Annotated in this window: 18 protein-coding genes; 9 read left to right on the forward strand and 9 right to left on the reverse strand. The window is 59.9% G+C overall.

Annotation, left to right across the window (positions count from 1 at the left end; translation table 11 throughout):
- Positions 1-72: 72 nt before the first annotated feature.
- From ACTG2G_RS18770 to ACTG2G_RS18805, 8 genes are all read left to right on the forward strand, one after another.
- On the forward strand, positions 73-1,644 hold the full coding sequence (locus tag ACTG2G_RS18770) for a cytochrome ubiquinol oxidase subunit I (RefSeq protein ID WP_439985738.1): 1,572 nt from the start codon (positions 73-75) through the stop codon (positions 1,642-1,644).
- Positions 1,644-2,783 (forward strand): cytochrome d ubiquinol oxidase subunit II, encoded by a 1,140-nt coding sequence (cydB, locus tag ACTG2G_RS18775; protein ID WP_439985739.1) that lies wholly within the window; start codon positions 1,644-1,646, stop codon positions 2,781-2,783. Before ACTG2G_RS18770 ends, cydB begins: the two co-directional genes overlap by 1 nt.
- Before the next feature lie 16 nt (positions 2,784-2,799).
- A complete protein-coding gene (gene cydX / locus ACTG2G_RS18780; RefSeq protein WP_439985740.1) occupies positions 2,800-2,910 on the forward strand; it encodes a cytochrome bd-I oxidase subunit CydX in 111 nt (36 codons plus the stop codon).
- A gap of 129 nt (positions 2,911-3,039) precedes the next feature.
- On the forward strand, positions 3,040-3,999 hold the full coding sequence (locus tag ACTG2G_RS18785) for an MBL fold metallo-hydrolase (RefSeq protein WP_439985741.1): 960 nt from the start codon (positions 3,040-3,042) through the stop codon (positions 3,997-3,999).
- The gene (locus ACTG2G_RS18790) at positions 3,992-4,330 is read left to right on the forward strand and encodes a hypothetical protein (protein WP_439985742.1); all 339 of its coding nucleotides are present in this window, start codon (positions 3,992-3,994) and stop codon (positions 4,328-4,330) included. The genes ACTG2G_RS18785 and ACTG2G_RS18790 overlap by 8 nt, the downstream gene beginning before the upstream one ends.
- Positions 4,318-5,190, forward strand: a complete 873-nt coding sequence (locus tag ACTG2G_RS18795; RefSeq protein WP_439985743.1) for a DUF692 domain-containing protein — start codon at positions 4,318-4,320, stop codon at positions 5,188-5,190. Before ACTG2G_RS18790 ends, ACTG2G_RS18795 begins: the two co-directional genes overlap by 13 nt.
- Complete coding sequence (locus ACTG2G_RS18800) at positions 5,183-5,947, forward strand: HvfC family peptide modification chaperone (protein ID WP_439985744.1); 765 nt, start codon at positions 5,183-5,185, stop codon at positions 5,945-5,947. The genes ACTG2G_RS18795 and ACTG2G_RS18800 overlap by 8 nt, the downstream gene beginning before the upstream one ends.
- A 38-nt stretch (positions 5,948-5,985) precedes the next feature.
- On the forward strand, positions 5,986-6,594 hold the full coding sequence (locus ACTG2G_RS18805; RefSeq protein WP_439985745.1) for an HvfX family Cu-binding RiPP maturation protein: 609 nt from the start codon (positions 5,986-5,988) through the stop codon (positions 6,592-6,594).
- Positions 6,595-6,703: 109 nt separating this feature from the next.
- Here ACTG2G_RS18805 and ACTG2G_RS18810 read toward each other — a convergent pair whose 3' ends face one another.
- The 7 genes from ACTG2G_RS18810 to ACTG2G_RS18840 form a co-directional block, all read right to left on the reverse strand.
- Entirely contained in the window at positions 6,704-7,375 is a 672-nt protein-coding gene (locus tag ACTG2G_RS18810; RefSeq protein WP_005359664.1) for an NAD(P)H-dependent oxidoreductase, read from the reverse strand.
- Positions 7,376-7,542: 167 nt separating this feature from the next.
- The gene (locus ACTG2G_RS18815; RefSeq protein WP_005347056.1) at positions 7,543-8,721 is read right to left on the reverse strand and encodes an MFS transporter; all 1,179 of its coding nucleotides are present in this window, start codon (positions 8,719-8,721) and stop codon (positions 7,543-7,545) included.
- Positions 8,722-9,239: 518 nt separating this feature from the next.
- A complete protein-coding gene (gene dkgB / locus ACTG2G_RS18820; protein ID WP_439985746.1) occupies positions 9,240-10,043 on the reverse strand; it encodes a 2,5-didehydrogluconate reductase DkgB in 804 nt (267 codons plus the stop codon).
- A 46-nt stretch (positions 10,044-10,089) separates the two neighbouring features.
- A complete protein-coding gene (locus ACTG2G_RS18825) occupies positions 10,090-10,386 on the reverse strand; it encodes a putative quinol monooxygenase (RefSeq protein WP_439985747.1) in 297 nt (98 codons plus the stop codon).
- 210 nt (positions 10,387-10,596) lie between these two features.
- Positions 10,597-11,187 (reverse strand): HEPN domain-containing protein, encoded by a 591-nt coding sequence (locus tag ACTG2G_RS18830; protein ID WP_082044030.1) that lies wholly within the window; start codon positions 11,185-11,187, stop codon positions 10,597-10,599.
- Between the two features lie 265 nt (positions 11,188-11,452).
- Positions 11,453-11,815: a VOC family protein gene (locus tag ACTG2G_RS18835; protein ID WP_227342406.1), complete on the reverse strand. Its 363-nt coding sequence runs from the start codon at positions 11,813-11,815 to the stop codon at positions 11,453-11,455.
- Positions 11,802-12,200 (reverse strand): DUF6404 family protein, encoded by a 399-nt coding sequence (locus ACTG2G_RS18840; protein WP_421313037.1) that lies wholly within the window; start codon positions 12,198-12,200, stop codon positions 11,802-11,804. Before ACTG2G_RS18840 ends, ACTG2G_RS18835 begins: the two co-directional genes overlap by 14 nt.
- 195 nt (positions 12,201-12,395) lie before the next feature.
- Between ACTG2G_RS18840 and ACTG2G_RS18845 the strand changes: the two genes are divergently transcribed.
- Complete coding sequence (locus ACTG2G_RS18845) at positions 12,396-13,298, forward strand: LysR substrate-binding domain-containing protein (protein WP_421313036.1); 903 nt, start codon at positions 12,396-12,398, stop codon at positions 13,296-13,298.
- A gap of 170 nt (positions 13,299-13,468) precedes the next feature.
- Here the strand turns inward: ACTG2G_RS18845 and ACTG2G_RS18850 are convergent, their stop codons facing one another.
- Together ACTG2G_RS18850 and ACTG2G_RS18855 are read right to left on the reverse strand one after the other, a co-directional pair.
- Positions 13,469-13,702 carry a hypothetical protein gene (locus tag ACTG2G_RS18850; protein WP_421249557.1) on the reverse strand — a complete coding sequence of 78 codons (234 nt, stop codon included), beginning with the start codon at positions 13,700-13,702 and terminating at the stop codon, positions 13,469-13,471.
- A 193-nt stretch (positions 13,703-13,895) separates the two neighbouring features.
- The gene (locus ACTG2G_RS18855; protein ID WP_439985748.1) at positions 13,896-15,872 is read right to left on the reverse strand and encodes a methyl-accepting chemotaxis protein; all 1,977 of its coding nucleotides are present in this window, start codon (positions 15,870-15,872) and stop codon (positions 13,896-13,898) included.
- Positions 15,873-15,957: the final 85 nt, after the last annotated feature.

The following is a 15,957-nucleotide window of genomic DNA, read 5'->3' on the forward strand; positions in this document are numbered from 1 at the left end:
ATAGGTGTCATGCTCCGTGTTGTACTTGCCATGCAAAAACATGCAAGGCAAATACAACAAAGAGAGTGACGTATGATCAATCCGGATGACGTGGTCAGCCTGTCGCGCCTGCAATTTGGCGCCACGGCCCTGTTCCACTTCCTGTTTGTCCCCCTCACCCTGGGGCTGTCCTGGATCCTGGTGATCGCCGAGTCGGCCTATGTGATGACCGGCAAGGTGATCTATCAGGACATCACCCGCTTCTGGGGCAAACTGTTTGGCATCAACTTCGTCATGGGGGTCACCACGGGGATCACCATGGAGTTCCAGTTCGGCACCAACTGGGCCTATTACTCCCACTACGTGGGGGACATCTTCGGTACCCCGCTGGCCATCGAGGGGCTGATGGCCTTCTTCCTCGAATCGACCCTGGTGGGACTCTTCTTCTTCGGCTGGGACAAGCTCTCCCACGGCAAGCACCTGCTGGTGACCATGCTGGTGGCGCTCGGTTCCAACCTCTCCGCGCTCTGGATCCTGATCGGCAACGGCTGGATGCAAAACCCGGTGGGGGCCGAGTTCAACCTGCTGACCCAGCGCATGGAGCTGGTGGATATCGCCGCCGTGCTGTTCAATCCGGTGGCGCAGGTGAAGTTCGTTCACACCGTCGCGGCGGGCTATGTGGCCGCCTCCATGTTTGTGATGGGGGTGAGCAGCTGGTATCTGCTGCGCAAAACCGAGGTGCAGTTCGCCCTGCGCTCCTTTGCCATCGCTTCGGGCTTCGGGTTGGCTGCCATCCTCTCGGTCATCGTGCTCGGGGATGAGTCTGGCTATCGCACCGGCGAGGTGCAGAAGGTGAAGCTCGCCGCCATCGAGGCGGAGTGGGAGACCGAGCCGGCCCCGGCCTCCTTTACCCTGTTTGGCTTCCCGGATCAGCAGGGGGAGACCACCCACGCCGCCATCAAGATCCCCTATCTGATGGGGATCATCGCCACCCGCTCCATCGACGAGGCGGTGACCGGCATCAAGGATCTCAAGGTGCAGCACGAGGCGCGCATTCGCAGCGGCATGGTGGCGGCCGAGGCCCTCGACCAGATCCGGCAGGGCGATGACACACCTGCCAACCGCGCCCGCTTCGAGCAGCATGGCAAGGATCTCGGCTACGGCATGCTGCTAACCCCCTATGCCAGCAATATCGCCAAGGCCGGTGAGGCGGAGATTGCCAAGGCGGTCGATGACTCCATCCCGCCGGTGGCACCGCTCTTCTGGGGCTTTCGGGTGATGGTGGGGCTTGGCGTCACCATGCTGGGGCTGATGGTGGTGAGCTTTGTCCAGCTCTGCCGCAACCGGCTGCAAGACTCGCCGCGCCTGCTCAAGACCCTGCTCTGGAGCATTCCGCTGCCCTGGATTGCCATCGAGGCGGGCTGGCTGGTGGCCGAACTCGGCCGTCAACCCTGGACCATCAGCGACGTGCTGCCGGTCTCGGCCTCGGTCTCCCTGCTCCAGCCGGGCCAACTCTGGTTCAGCCTGATCGCCATCTGTTCCATCTACACCCTGTTGCTGGTGGTGGAGCTGTTCCTGTTGCGTCATGTGATCCGCAAGGGGCCCGCCATTCTCCATACCGGCCGCTACAGCGGTGAACAACCCGAACTTGCGAGGATCGCCTGATGGATTACGCAACCCTGAAACTCATCTGGTGGGCGCTGCTGCTCTTCATGATGGTCGGTTTTATCGTGATGGATGGCTTCGATCTCGGCATCGCCATGCTGCTGCCGGTGGTCTCGCAGGATGACGACGACCGGCGGCTGGTGATCAACAGCGTGGGGCCGGTGTGGGAGGGCAATCAGGTGTGGCTGATTGCCGGTGCCGGTGCCCTGTTCGCCGCTTGGCCGCTGGTCTATGCCGCCGCTTTCTCGGGGCTCTACATCCCCATGGTGGTGCTGCTGCTCGGGCTCTTTCTGCGTCCGGTCGGTTTTGACTATCGCAGCAAGCTGGCCGATCCGGTGTGGCGCCGCTGGTGGGATCGGGCCCTGGTGGCCGGTGGCCTGATACCGGCCCTGATCCTCGGCGCCGCCATCGGTCTGGTGATGGAGGGGCTGCCGTTTCGTTTCGACACGGCGCTGCGCCTGCACTACGGCGCGTTTACCTTCCACTGGGGCTGGCTGCTCTCGGTGCTGGCCACTGCCATCAGCTTGCTGCTGCTGCACGGCGCCGGTTTTCTGCAAGCCAAGGTGATCGGCACCCCTGCGCTACGCGCACGGGGGATCGCCATCCTGCTGGCTCCGCTGGTGACCCTCTGCTACCTGCTGGCCGGCTGGCATCTGGTGGATCTGCAAGGGTTTCAGCTGACCGGTGCGGGCACACAACCCTTTGACCCGAATGTTGCCCTCAACCCGCTGCTGAAGGGGGTGATCCCCCACGCCGGTGGCTGGCTGCGCAACTATTTTGACTATCCGCTGCTGTGGCTGGTGCCGGTCATCGGGGCGCTGGCACCGCTGGTGAGCGGGATTGCCTCTTGGCTGGAGCGGGGCCGGATTGCGCTGCTGGCCAGCGCCATCGCCTGCGCCGCCATGCTCTGCTCGGTGGCCATCGCCCTGTTCCCCTTCGTGCTGCCCTCATCCCTCGATGCGGTCAGCAGCCTGACCTTGTGGGACAGCACCTCCAGCTACAAGACGTTGGCCATCATGTTCGGCCTCGTACTGGTGCTGATGCCGGTCAACCTGGGCTACACCGGCTGGGTCTATCGGGTGGTACGCGGCAAGCTCGACCGTGCCCGCATCAAGCGCGACGGCCATCAACTCTACTGACCATAAGGAGGACGCTATGTGGTACTTCACCTGGATTTTGGGCCTCGGATTCGCCCTGCTGCTGGGCCTGTGCAACCTGCTCTGGCTGGAAGCGCGCTGGCAGGCGGACGAACGGGACGGCGACTGACGGCGGGGGGCTCGCGCCCCGCCACGGCCGGTGGTTGGCGTTCACACGTCGCCATCGGCCCCTCTATTCCCTCTTTAAACGACACAAACGACACACTTTCAACCGACAACCAACCGACAGGTAATTGTGATGAAACAGAGATTGAAAGCGGTGGCGCTGGCCATCGGGTGCGCGCTCACCGTCGCCCCGGCCTGTGCCGAACCGGTACAACTGACGCCACTGGACAAGAACTTCACCCTGCAGGTGCTCGGCAGTGGTGGCCCCATCTCCGACGATCAGCGTGCCTCCTCCAGCGAGGTGATCTGGTGGAAGGGGAAATCCCGCATCCTGATCGATGCCGGTGGCGGCGTCTACCTGCGCTTCGGTCAGGCGGGGGCCAAGCTCGAAGAGGTCGATTTTATCGGCATCACCCACTTTCACACCGACCATGTGACCGACCTGCCCGCCCTGCTCAAGGGAGCCTACTTCTTCGAGCGCAGCGATCCGCTGGATCTGGCGGGGCCGCAAGCTGGCTCGGCCTTCCCCAGCATGAGCGGCTACTTTGACGCCCTCTTCAACAAGGAGAAGGGCGCTTATGCCTACCTGAGCGGCTTCAAGGATGGCACTGATGGCCTCTTCCCCATCACCCTGATTGATGTGCCCTACCAGAGCCCGCAGCCTCACACCGTCTATCAGCAGGATGGCTTGACCATCACGGCACTCGGCATCCCTCACGGTGACGTGCCATGTCTTGCCTACCGGATCGAGAGCGCCGAAGGGAGCATCGTCATCTCGGCGGATCAGAGCGGCAGCAACTCGGCCTTTGTGCCGTTTGCCAAGGGGGCCGACATTCTGGTGATGCCACTCGCCATCCACGAGGGGGCCGACCCGGTTTCGGCTTCGCTTCATGCCAAGCCGTCTGTGGTGGCCAAAATTGCCGCCGAGGTGAACCCCAAGCTGCTGGTGCTGAATCACTGGATGGGGGTCGGCCTCAATCACAAGAAAGAGGCGATGGCCATCGTCAAGCAGCAGTTCCACGGCCAGATCGTGGCCGCCCGCGATCTCTCCAGCTACCCCGTTTCATCCGTCAAGGAGTCCGCTCATGAGTAACCCAAGTAGCAACAAAACCACCGGCAAACTGACCCTCTCCATCGCCATGACCGGCCTGATTGCCCTGACCCCGGGGCTGGCGCTGGCGGCCACCCCGAGCGATGCGCCGGTGCAGGCCGCCCCTAAAAGTAGCGGTACCGGGGGCAAGTGTGCGGCGGGCAAGTGTGGCACCGAGAAGCGCTTTGAAAAGCAAGCTTTGGACAGCGATCCGCAGGGGCGGCTGGTGCGCGCCCGTGACGGTAAATGCGGCGTGGCGGGCGAGGGGATTGATGGCGACAGATCCGGTTCCAGCAACGGCAGCAAGATGACGGAGGGGGTATGCGGCCAATAAGCTCCCGCAGTCGGGGGATCGGGCTGCGGCAGGAGCATCTGGATGCGCTCTGCTCCGGCCCCGTCCGCCCCGGCATCGACTTTCTCGAGCTGGCGCCGGAGAACTGGATGGCCATCGGCGGTGCCAAGCGCGAGCAACTGCACCTGATCGCCGAGCGTTACCCGCTGGTGGCCCACGGGCTCAGCCTCTCCCTCGGCGATTGCCAGCCGCTCAACCGTACTCTGCTCAGCCAGATCCGTACCTTTCTGGACGAGTTCGGCATCGGGATCTACAGCGAGCACCTGAGCTTTTCCCGCGACGAGCAGGGGTATCTCTACGAGCTCTTACCGGTGCCGCGCCAGTGGGAGAACATCCCCTATCTGGCCGAGCGGATTGAGCAGGTGCAGGAGGCGCTGGCCCGCCCGCTGGTGCTGGAAAATATCTCCTACTACCACGGCTATGACCACGAGATGCCGGAGGAGGATTTTCTCGCCGAGCTGGTGGCACGCAGCGGTTGCGAGCTGCTGCTCGATATCAACAACGTCTTTGTGAACAGCCGCAATCACGGTTACTGCCCCAAGCGGATGATCGCCGGGCTGCCGGGCAGTGCGATCCGCTATTTCCATATCGCCGGTCATCTGGAAGAGGCGGACGGCACCTTGCTCGGGACTTATCTGTTAGACACGCATGGCAAACCGGTGTGCGAGGCGGTGGTGGCGCTGGCCCGTTATACGGTGCAGACCCACGGCCTGCGCCCCCTGTTGCTGGAGCGGGATCACCATCTGCCACCGCTGGCAGAGTTGGAGGGCGAGCTGGCGCGGGTGCATGGCGCCTGTTGCGAGACTCTCGACCATCAGGTGCGGGAGATGCGCTATGGATAGACGGTTATCACTGCTCACCTCGCCCAAAACGGCGCCGCAGCGGATGCAGCTGCAGACTGCCTGGCTGGCGAGCCGGGTGCGGCTGCCGCAGGATGGCATCGCCTGCCACTATGTCCGCAGCGTGCGCGCCAATGTGGCGTCGGTGCTGGAGAGCGTTTTTCCGCTCACCCACGCTCACTGGGCGCCGGTGGAGAGAGGGCTGCTGGTGGAGGGTTTTGTCATCGCGCACAGCGCCGAGGCCCCCGAGTTTCACCATATCGCCACCGAGTTTGTCCGCTATGTGCAGCATCGCCACGGCGAGTGCTCCCTCAACTGGCCCAGGCAGCGACTGGCGCTGCTGGAGTACGAGTGGGCTTGCCTCTGTGTCGAGATTGACCAGGGGGTGGTGCCGCAAGTTGTGGCGGGGGCGGAGGTGACGGCGGAGAGTCTGCTCAGTCTCAATCCCACTCTGCAACTGCTTGAACTTCCCTTTGCCATCCGTCGCAGCGGCGTGCTGCCTACCCGGCAGGGCAACCACTTCTATGGCCTGTTTCGCAGCCCGGATCATCAGGTGGTGACCCAGCGGTTGCGTGAATGGGATGTGGCGCTGATCCAGCTGCTGCAACAGCAGCCGGGGATCAGCCAAGCCGCATTCCAGCAACAGGTGCAACAGGTACGCCGTGATTTTGATCTGATCGAGTGGGCGCGCCATTTTCACCGGCTGGGTCTGCTTACCCTGCCCGTCGGCGAGCGTCAGCACGGCGCCCCTGTGCCCTGACTCAGGCCCTCATTTAACAAACACCAAGGAGAATTCCCATGAACAACACCCTGATCCAGTGGTACGAGCGGGCGGTGGCCCAGTGCAAGCGGCTCGATTTTCTGGCCCTGCTGGCCATTCGTCTCTATCTCATTCCGGTCATCTATGTGGGGGCCCACTCCAAGGTGGTGGGCTTTGCCGGCACCGTCGCCTGGTTTGGCGCACCGGTCTCGGAAGGGGGACTCAACCTGCCGTTCCCGACCCTGCTCGCCTTTCTGGCGGCGGGCACCGAGGTGCTGGGTTGCATCTGCATCGCCCTTGGCCTCTTTACCCGCATCATGGCCATTCCCACCATCTTCCTGATGAGCGTGGCGAGCGCCATGGTGCACTGGAAGCACGGCTGGGACGCCATCGCCACCGGCAGCATGGAGGCCACAGTACGCCTCAACGGCTTTATCGAGTGGCTGGCTGCCAACTTCCCTGGTCGCTACAACTACATCACCGAGCTCGGGGACCCCGTGATGCTCAACAACGGGATGGAGTTCGCCGCCACCTACTTTGTGATGCTGCTGGTGCTGCTGGTTTACGGCGGGGGCCGCTATGTCAGCCTCGACTACTGGCTCAAGCGTGCGGTGATCGGCAAAGCAGGCGTGCAACAGGCGGCATAAGGCTTGACCACGGATAACAAAAATCATAACGACAGAGCGTGAAAAACAGCGAGCGGCAGAGGCCGCTCGCTGTTTTTGTGCTTTGGGGGGGGATCGGTTGCGTCAGCCGTTACTGGTAGCGGCCGACCGCGATGGGGGACTCCTGCTCAATCTGGCCAAGGCGTTCGGCCCATTGGGCAAGCCAGGCCTCCCGCTCTTCTTGCGAGACTCGCACCGGGGCATAGCAGATATGGGGGCGCAGCACGTCGAAGCCGACGAATTGCAGGATCCCGCGCTGGATGGGGCGCAGTACCCCGTCGATATCGCCATTGAAGCCGTCGGGCAGATAGGTCTCGGCAGGGCCGCCGGTGGTCAGGCTCAGCAGTGCCCGCTTGCCGCGAAACTTGCCGCTCTCGTAGATATGGCCCTGACCGTAGACTCGCCCCATGGCAAAGACCCGATCCACCCACCCCTTGAGAATGGCGGGCAGGCCAAACCACCAGAGCGGGAACTGGAAGATCAGCAGATCGGCCGCCTCCAGCTTTTGCATCTCCTGCTCCAGCTGCGGGGCAAAGCTGCCCTGCTCGGTGGCCGCCAGCTCTTCAAGCTGCAGCTTGAGAAAATCGGGATCGCTGGCGGCGGTGAAGTTGCGCCGATCCGAGACGGGATCAAAGCCCATGGCATAGAGATCGCTGGTCATCACGGTGTGGCCCGCCTGCTCCAGCGCCCTGATGGCGTGACAGAAGAGGGCACCGTTGAAGCTTTTGGGTTCGGGATGGGCATAGACAATAAGCACCTTCATAACAGACTCCGTGGCTAATGATGCGAGGGTGACAGGCTTGGTTGCTGAAAAAGTTACTGAAACAGTTGCTGAAATGGTTGCCGGGTTGACGCTGTATCACAGCATAGAAGCCTGCCACGCCGATTGCAGCAGGCGCCACAGTCTTGCGTGACGACTGCTGGCGCAGCTTATGCCTGACAGGCGGCGAGCCGAAGGGCTTCGCGGCGCTCGCTGACATGAGTCAGCCCGTAGGCCAGCAGCACGATAAGGGCGCCGATCCAGGGGGTGTGCATCAGACCGAGGTGCTCCACCACCAAGCCACCGACCACGGAGCCGAGCGCAATGCCGACGTTGAAGGCGGCAATATTGAGGCCAGATGCCACATCCACCGCCTTGGGGGTGTGCAGTTCGGCCTGTTTGACCACCAGCACCTGCAGACCCGGCACGTTGCCGAAGGCAAAGGCGCCCCACACCAACACGGTGAGCACCGCCAGCACCGGATGGGGGGCGGTGAAGGTGAGGGTCAGCAGCACCAGCGCCAGACCGGCAAACAGCAGCTTGAGGGCGGGCAGGGGGCCCATCTTGTCGGCCAGCTTGCCGCCCCAGATATTGCCGACGGCAACCGATACCCCGTACACCAGCAGGATCAGGCTCACCGCACCGGCGCTAAAGCCGCTCACCTGCTGCAGGATCGGGGCGAGGAAGGTAAAAGCCGTGAAGGCGCCGCCATAACCGAGGGCGGTTTTGGCGTAGACCAGCAGCAGCGGCTTCTTGGTCAGTACCGAGAGTTGCTCGCGGATGGTCGAGGCCGCCCCCTTGGGCAGGTTGCTCGGGATCAGCAGCAGGCTGCCCACCATGGCGACCAGACCCAGCAGGCTTACCACCAGAAAAGTTTCCCGCCAGCCAAAGACCTGACCAATCCAGGTGCCAAGCGGTACGCCGGTCACCAGCGCCACGGTAAGGCCGCTGAACATGATGGCGATGGCGCTCGCCGCCTTCTCTTTGGCGACCAAGCCGGTGGCAATGGTACTGCCCACCGAGAAGAAGACCCCGTGCGCCAATCCGGTCAGGATGCGGGCCACGATCAGGCTCTCGTAACCGGGGGCCTGCCAGGCCAGCAGGTTGCCGGCGGTAAAGAGCGCCATCAGCCCCACCAGCAGCCACTTGCGCGGCACCTTGCCGGTGAGCGCCGTGAGCACGGGGGCGCCGATGGCAACCCCAAGGGCATAGAGGCTGACCAACAGGCCCGCCGAGGGGAGCGAGACATTTAGCTGCTCGGCTATGGTGGGGATAAGCCCCACGATAACAAATTCGGTGGTGCCGATCGCAAAGGCACTTAAGGTAAGGGCAAATAACGCCAGTGGCATAACAACTCCTTGGTTAGGGACTCCCGACGGGAGAATGGCGCCAGTATGCCGAGACAGTTTGTTGGCAAAAATGACGGCACCATCAAATTACTTTTGCCAAATCAGCAGCAATGATGCCGCGAAATGGGATAGTGGGAGTGGTTGCAGCTGCAAAGGCAAAGCACGCAGAGGCAAGGCGTGCCGACCGAGCGGGTAACAATGAAGGTGGGGGAGAGAAAGCGGACAAGGGAAAGATGGCAGGGTTGGAGCGCGCAGTTGAACGGGCGACAGTGGCGCGCGGTATTGGAGACAAAAAAGCGGGAGGCATGATACCTCCCGCGGGTGCTTAGAATGTCGTCAGAGCGTTATTTGCACCCTTCTCCCCTTGTGGGAGAAGGGTTGGGGATGAGGGGGCCATCGCTTGCCCCTCACCCTGACCCTCTCCCATCGGGAGAGGGGATAGCGAGTGGTTGCAATAGGTTTGTGAGGGTTGCCGGTATCCGCCGTCGAAGCGAGAGAGCCCATGCTTCCCTTCCCGCTTAATCCCAATCTGGCGCAAAGTCCGGGTTGGCGCAGCGCTCGCCCCGATCCAGCGTGGCGATGGCGGCCATCTCCTCGCTGCTCAAGGTGATATCGAGAGCGGCCAGATTGGCGGCCTGATTCTCCCGCTTGGTGGAGCTCGGGATCACCGTCATCTCCTGCGCCAGCAGCCAGGCTAGCGACACCTGCGCCGCCGATACCCCGTGGCGTTTGCCAATATCCATCAGCAGCGGCTCGCTCAGCACCTTGCCATAGGCGAGCGGCATATAGGCGGTGACGGCGATACCCTGGGCTTTGCAGAACTCCACCACCTTGCGGTTTTGCAGCAGGGGATGAACCTCGATCTGCTGGTGGGCGATGGCCCCCGGCCCCAAAATCTCGATAGCCTGTTTGAGCTGGGCCACGGTGAAGTTGGAGACTCCGATCTCGCGGGTCAGGCCTTGTGCTTTGGCCTCGGCCAGCTGCTCCAGATAGACCGCCATAGGCACCTCATCCTTGGGGGAGGGCCAGTGGATCAGCACCAGATCCAGATAGTCGGTGCCCAGTTTTTCGAGGCTCACCTCAAGGCTCGGGATCAGCTTGCCCGGGCCAAACTCGCTGGTCCACACCTTGGTGGTCAGATAGATATCCTGACGGGGCACGCCGCTCTCGCGCATCAGCTGGCCCACTTCGGCTTCGTTGGCGTAGATCTGGGCGGTATCGATATGGCGGTAGCCAAGTTCCAGCCCCTGCAACAGAGAGTCGCGCAGGGGTTGACCGGTCAGGCGAAAGGTTCCAAGACCCAGGTTGGGCATCTTCATCATGCTACTCCTCAAACGGGTTGCGAAGGGCGCTCAGTGGCGCAGCGGATCAGGCGTCCAGCGGCTGATAGCGGCGAATGGTGCTACTGGCAAACCAGGGCTCGGCCTTGGCGACAAACTCGGTAAAGTGAGGCTGACCCTGATGGGCACTGAGGGCCGCATCGCTCTCCCACACCTCGTAGAGCATCCAGCTGTGGGGATTGTCCAAATCCTGATGCAGCTGGTAGCGCTGGCAGCCAGCCTCCTGCAAGGTGGCCGCAATCAGCGGCTCAAGGGCGGCACGAAACTGCTCGGCGAATTCGGGTCTGGCTTCAAGCTGGGCAATCACAATCACGGGTGATGACATCTGAACCTCCTTGGCAAAAACGAAGGGTCAGTATGCCTGCCGTGACTTGCTGGAAACAGGGCGCTGGTTGCAAAACAGTATTGAGGGGAGAGCAGCAATGGGATCCGATAAATGACACCGACAAAGTCGGTGTCAAGTGATAGTTAGAGCTGTATAGACTTGCGTAGTTATTATGGAATAGCCAAGATACAGCACTTTTTTTTCAGTTGTTTAGCTTGATATCTGATGCTGTCTCTCAAAAACAGAAGCATGGTGCTGATCTATCTTTTCATTGACATAGTTGTCGGTGGCCTTCACCAAGTCTTTTATAAATCTGATTACTTTTTCAAGTTCGTCACGTTTAATCAAATGAGCTGATGGAATTCCTGAGTTTATAGGTTTTGATCGATGGGCTGCATCCCCACGCTTCTTAATCCATTGATTCAATGTTGATCTGGCTTTATCTGGCTCGTAATTTGACCACCGCCACCCTTCAGTGACATCAAACCCTAAATAGTCTTGAAAAATTCGTTTTGTTTTATCGGAGCTAGGGTTGTGGAATGTTTTCAAATCTGTATGAAGTTTTTTTAATATAAAATCACCAAGATAGCTACCTTGAACAATCGCAAGCTTTTTATGCATTTCTTCGACAACACGATCTTCTACATAGGTTTCCCATGCAGTGAGTGCCATTACAAGTCCTGCTCGTTTTAGTACTTCGCTGTTTGGTGGAGGTGGGTTTGCATTTACACTATCAAAATGGGCTAATAACTCTTCAGCATCCTTTATTGCGTATTCAAATCCTTGAATTGCTTTTGACATAATCCCTTCCAGATAAAACGGTATTTAAATATTGTATGGTTGGTATTCAATGTATGGATATGAAAAACATATATACAAGAGCAGCATCATGCTAATAACAAACATTAGCATTGAATGTCGATGATACTTCATTGTTTCCAAAGAATTGCATCGGCAAGATCACAAAACAAGTTATTAATTAGTATTTTTAGATATTTGTAAGAGATCACGGCTGATTATGGATATTGTTGGGGCGCATCGTGTGGATGCTTCTCCCACTAACCCATCACGCACAAGCCGGTTCAGCCCAGACGGCAAACTCATTGCCGCTGGGCTCAACGAAGTGGAAACGACGGCCACCGGGAAAATCGAAAAGAGGGCGGTTGATGATGCCTCCGTGTTGGCTCACCTTGGCTTGGGTCGCTTCAATATCTGCGCTGTAGAAGACCAGCAGGGCGCCGCCCTGATCTGTCAGGTTGCACTGATCCGCCCGATAGAAGCCGCCATCCAGCCCCTCATCGGCAAAGGCGCAGTAGTCGGGGCCGTAATCGACAAATTGCCAGCCAAATACGGCCTGAAAGAATGCCTTGGTAGCGGCAAGATCTCGCGCAGCAAACTCCACATAGTTCAGTTTTTCATGGGCTTTCATTCAGTTCGTCTCCCTCATCATCAGCATCGCTGGGCTCAGCAAGTTGTTCCCACGGGGTCAGTGTAAGCTGCTTGTGCCGTAGCCAGAGGACACTCGCCATAATGAGGCCGATTAATCCCGCAAAAATGGCGGTTTGACGTAGAGCAAATAGCAGATCCATCCCCATGGGTTGCCAGCTGAAAAACCACAACAGAATGCTCCAGATCAGGCCAAGGCCGATGCCAAATACCAGAAAGTTGGTTAGCCAGCCCTCGTACTGAGGCGGTTTGACAGACCAACCCAGTTGGCGCAACAACCAGAACAAGGGGGGATTGTAGTTGGCATGCCATACCCCCTTGTTAGCCAGCTCCTGATGGGCGGCGGCCAGCCGTTCTTCAAATGTCATGTTATTCATCCTTGTGAAATTAAAGGTGCCATACGGTGCTTTTTAGGCTGCATTGTACTGACAAATCGCGAGCATGATGTGGGCTCGTGGTCACGTTCTTTCTCTGTAGAAAAAAAGAACTGGCCTCACCGCACGCTTGCCAATCCACAGCAGCTACGCCTATAAAGACTCATTACTCTTGTCCGGATAACAGCAATGAAGACCCATTCTGATGAACTGACCCTGTTTGTGGCGGTGGTGGAGGCGGGCAGTTTTCGCCAAGCGGCGGAGAACCTCGGCATGGATAACTCGGTGGTGAGCCGTGGCATCAAGCGGCTGGAGGAGAAGCTCTCCACCGTGTTGCTCAATCGCACCACCCGCCGTGTCAGCCTGACCGAGGAGGGGAGCTGGTTCTATCAGCGGGCGGTGAAGATCCTGACCGAGATGAGCGAGGCGGAGGGGCATCTGCTGATGCGCCGGGAACAACCCGAAGGGGTGTTGAGAGTCGATGCCGCTACCCCCTTTATTCTGCACCGGCTGGTGCCGCTCATCGGCGAGTTTCGCCACCGCTACCCCGCCATCGAGCTACAGCTGCACAGCTCGGAGGGCTTTATCAATCTGATGGAGCGGCGGGTGGACATGGCTATCCGCATCGGCGAGCTGACCGACTCCTCCCTGCGCGCGCTGCCGCTGGGCCGTTCGCGGCTGCGGCTGCTGGCCTCTCCCGCTTATTTGAGCGAGCGCGGCACCCCGCGCCAACCGGCGGATCTGCTGAGCGGTCACGAGCTGCTCGGCTTTTTGCATCCCGATCACCTCAACCACTGGCCGCTGCTAAGTGCCGAGCAGGGGGATCGTTTTGCCATCACCCCCAGCCTGCGTGCCAGCAGCGGTGAAACCTTGCGTCAGCTGGCGCTGGCGGGGCAGGGGATCGTCTGTCTGTCGGATTTCATGACCGGGCCGGATCGGGAGAGCGGCGCGCTGGTGGAGGTGCTGGCCCGCAGCAACAGTGGCGCCTCGCGCCCCATCAATGCGGTCTTCTACTCCGATGCCCAGCGGGATATCCGGCTGCGGGTCTGGCTCGATTTTCTCAAAGAGCAGCTGGGCAACCATACCCTTTAGTGCAGGTTGGTTTGTGCGGTTTGTTTGAACGGTTCGTCGCTGCGGTTTGCTGATTGAAGAACAAGTGCGCCTTCGTTGCGGTCAATCAGCATTAGCCAGGCGGCAGATACACATACGGCCGACTTGAGAGTTGGCTACCGGTTCGGGAAGGTGTGTGAGGTGAAGCGCAGTTAGCGGGGTAGTTTGCCCCATACCCTGCTGAGCAAGGCGCCGCCGATCACCGGCGGAATGGCCAGCAGCAGGGTCCACTGCCAGGAGAGGCCGCCGACGGTGGCGGCCAGTACGATGCTGGTGAGCACCACCAGTTGGGCCACCATCATCAGGAAGGTGCCTTCGCGGGGGGTCAGGGTCTCTTTTTGAGTGGCGACGTGAGCTACGGGCGCTTGAGTGGTGGTGGGTTTCATGGCGATATCCCTCTGTTGAGTCTGATATCACTAAGCAATGGCTGTTCCACATTTTTTCATGTTAATAATCAATGTGTTGTGCTCTTGCTCGTCATTCCCGTTTCGAGAGCGCAGGCAAAATGATTTGCAAAATGAAAACGCCACCCTGAGGTGGCGTCTTGGTTATTGAGAAGAGGAGGGGGAAGCGCCGGGCCTAGCCAATCCGGTATTGGCGGATCTGCTCGTCGATGGCTTTGGCCAATTCGAACAGTTCGCGGCTGGCGGCATTGCTCTCCTCTGCGTGTTCACGCTGATGCTCGGCCACCATGGCGAGCTCGTCAAGCGCAGCTCTGGCTTGCCCCATCTGTTGATCCTGAGCTTGTGCCAGCGCGCTGATTTCGTTGAGTTCCCTTGCTGTCTGGTTAATTTGGCTGGTGGTATCGACCAGCACCTCTCTAGCTTGATGCATCCGGCTATAGCCCTCTTCGCTCAGGGTGTGGGAGCCTGCCATCGAGCTGCTGGCCTGCCGGGTACCCTCCTGCAGACGCAAGATAAGATCCTGCACATCCTTGGTGGCGGTCTGGGTGCGCACCGCCAGTTGGCGCACCTCGTCGGCCACCACCGCAAAGCCCCGCCCCATATCCCCTGCCCGGGCAGCCTCGATAGCGGCATTGAGGGCCAGCAGGTTGGTCTGGTTCGAGACATCGCGGATGAGGTTCATGATCTGGGTGATGTTGTTGCTGTCCCTGACCACCTCTTCAAGCAGCGCGGACGAGGTGCCGATGCTGCTGCGCAAAGTATCGAGACGATCGGCACTCTGGATCACATCCTGTTCGACACTGAGCATGTGGTCAGCGATGCGCCGGGTCACGTCGCTGACCCCCTCGGAACGGCTGGCGATCTGCTCGGCATTGCTGCCGATGGCAGCGACTACATTGGTCAGTTCTTGGATGCTCCTTGCCTGCTGGCACGCTTCTCCCGCCAGTGCCTGCGCCTGATGAAGGGTTTGCGAGGATTGGGCGGAGAGGGCACTCCCCGATTGTTGGAAGCGGGAGAAGCTCTGGTTAAGACTCTGGATCAGCCGGTTGAAGCTCTGGGCCATCTGGCCCAGCTCCGACTCGTCGGAGAAGTCGAGGCGGGTCGCCAGATCCCGATCGGCGGTGATGTGGTGCATGCCATCGGCAGCCTGACGAATCGGGCGACTGATGGAGTGAGCCAACCAGGCGGAGGCCAGCATCGCCAGAGTGCCGATGGCGAGCGACACCATGATGATGAGCTGGCGTGACTCATGTAATCCCTCTTCCAACTCGGCGCTGTTGATCTCGCCAATCAGCAGCCGGTTGAGGGTGGGGATGTAGCGTACAGCAAGAAGGTAGGTTTCTCCCTCCAGCGTCAGTGCCTCAACTGCCACCTGTTCCCCAGCCTTGGGGATAAGCCGTTTGACGGTATCGAGAAAGGATTGTTGATGGTGAGCGGCATCTTTTTGCTCCAGTGCGGGGTGGATCTCGATATTGCCTTCCATGTCCGCCAGATAGACCTGACCGCTCTTGCCGATCCGATAGCTGCTGATGAGCTTGCTCAGGGTGCTCATGTCGATGGAGGTACCGGCCACCGCCAGGGTATTGCCCTCGTGGGTGACGGCGGTATTGATATAGAGGGAGGCACGCTGGTTGAAATCGGAGATGTCGAGGTTCAGTTCGTAAGGTTGATTGCGCTGGAGAAAACCGTAAAACCACTCATCTTTCGGGTCTGACTCGCTCAGCGCTTTCTGGGCGGTGGGGCCGTCACTGAAGTTGAGCAAGGTGTTGGTCTGGCGAGGGGCAATAAAGACGTTACCGCCGAGACGTCGTTGCAGAGCCTGAAAGTAGCGCTCCATCTCGGGCCACTCAGCTTCTGGCATGCCAGCGGTCAGCCAGTCGATGACGAAGCTGTTGCTGGCGAGCGCTTGCGCCTCGGTCAGGTGCTGGGTCAGCTGGGCGGTCAGCTGGTTGGCAATGCGGTCCACACTGCTTGGCAGCTCATAGCGTTCGACCCGCTGCTGTGCCTGCGTGTGGGATATCTGCTCGAGGATCAGGGTGATGCAACTGATGGCGATAACCATCAGTATCGCTACGCCGGAGAGGATCCGGGTGCGGATCCCGAGCCCTGACCAGAGTGAGTGCAGTGTAAAACGGTGTATCGCCCTCTCCATATTTCTCTCCTCCATAAAGAAAGGCCGCATATGCGACCCAGATGATGATTATAGATAGAGAACTCAATTGTGTTGTGACGGTTGG

The organism is Aeromonas sp. 55A (assembly GCF_051919665.1).
Lineage (GTDB): Bacteria > Pseudomonadota > Gammaproteobacteria > Enterobacterales > Aeromonadaceae > Aeromonas > Aeromonas veronii.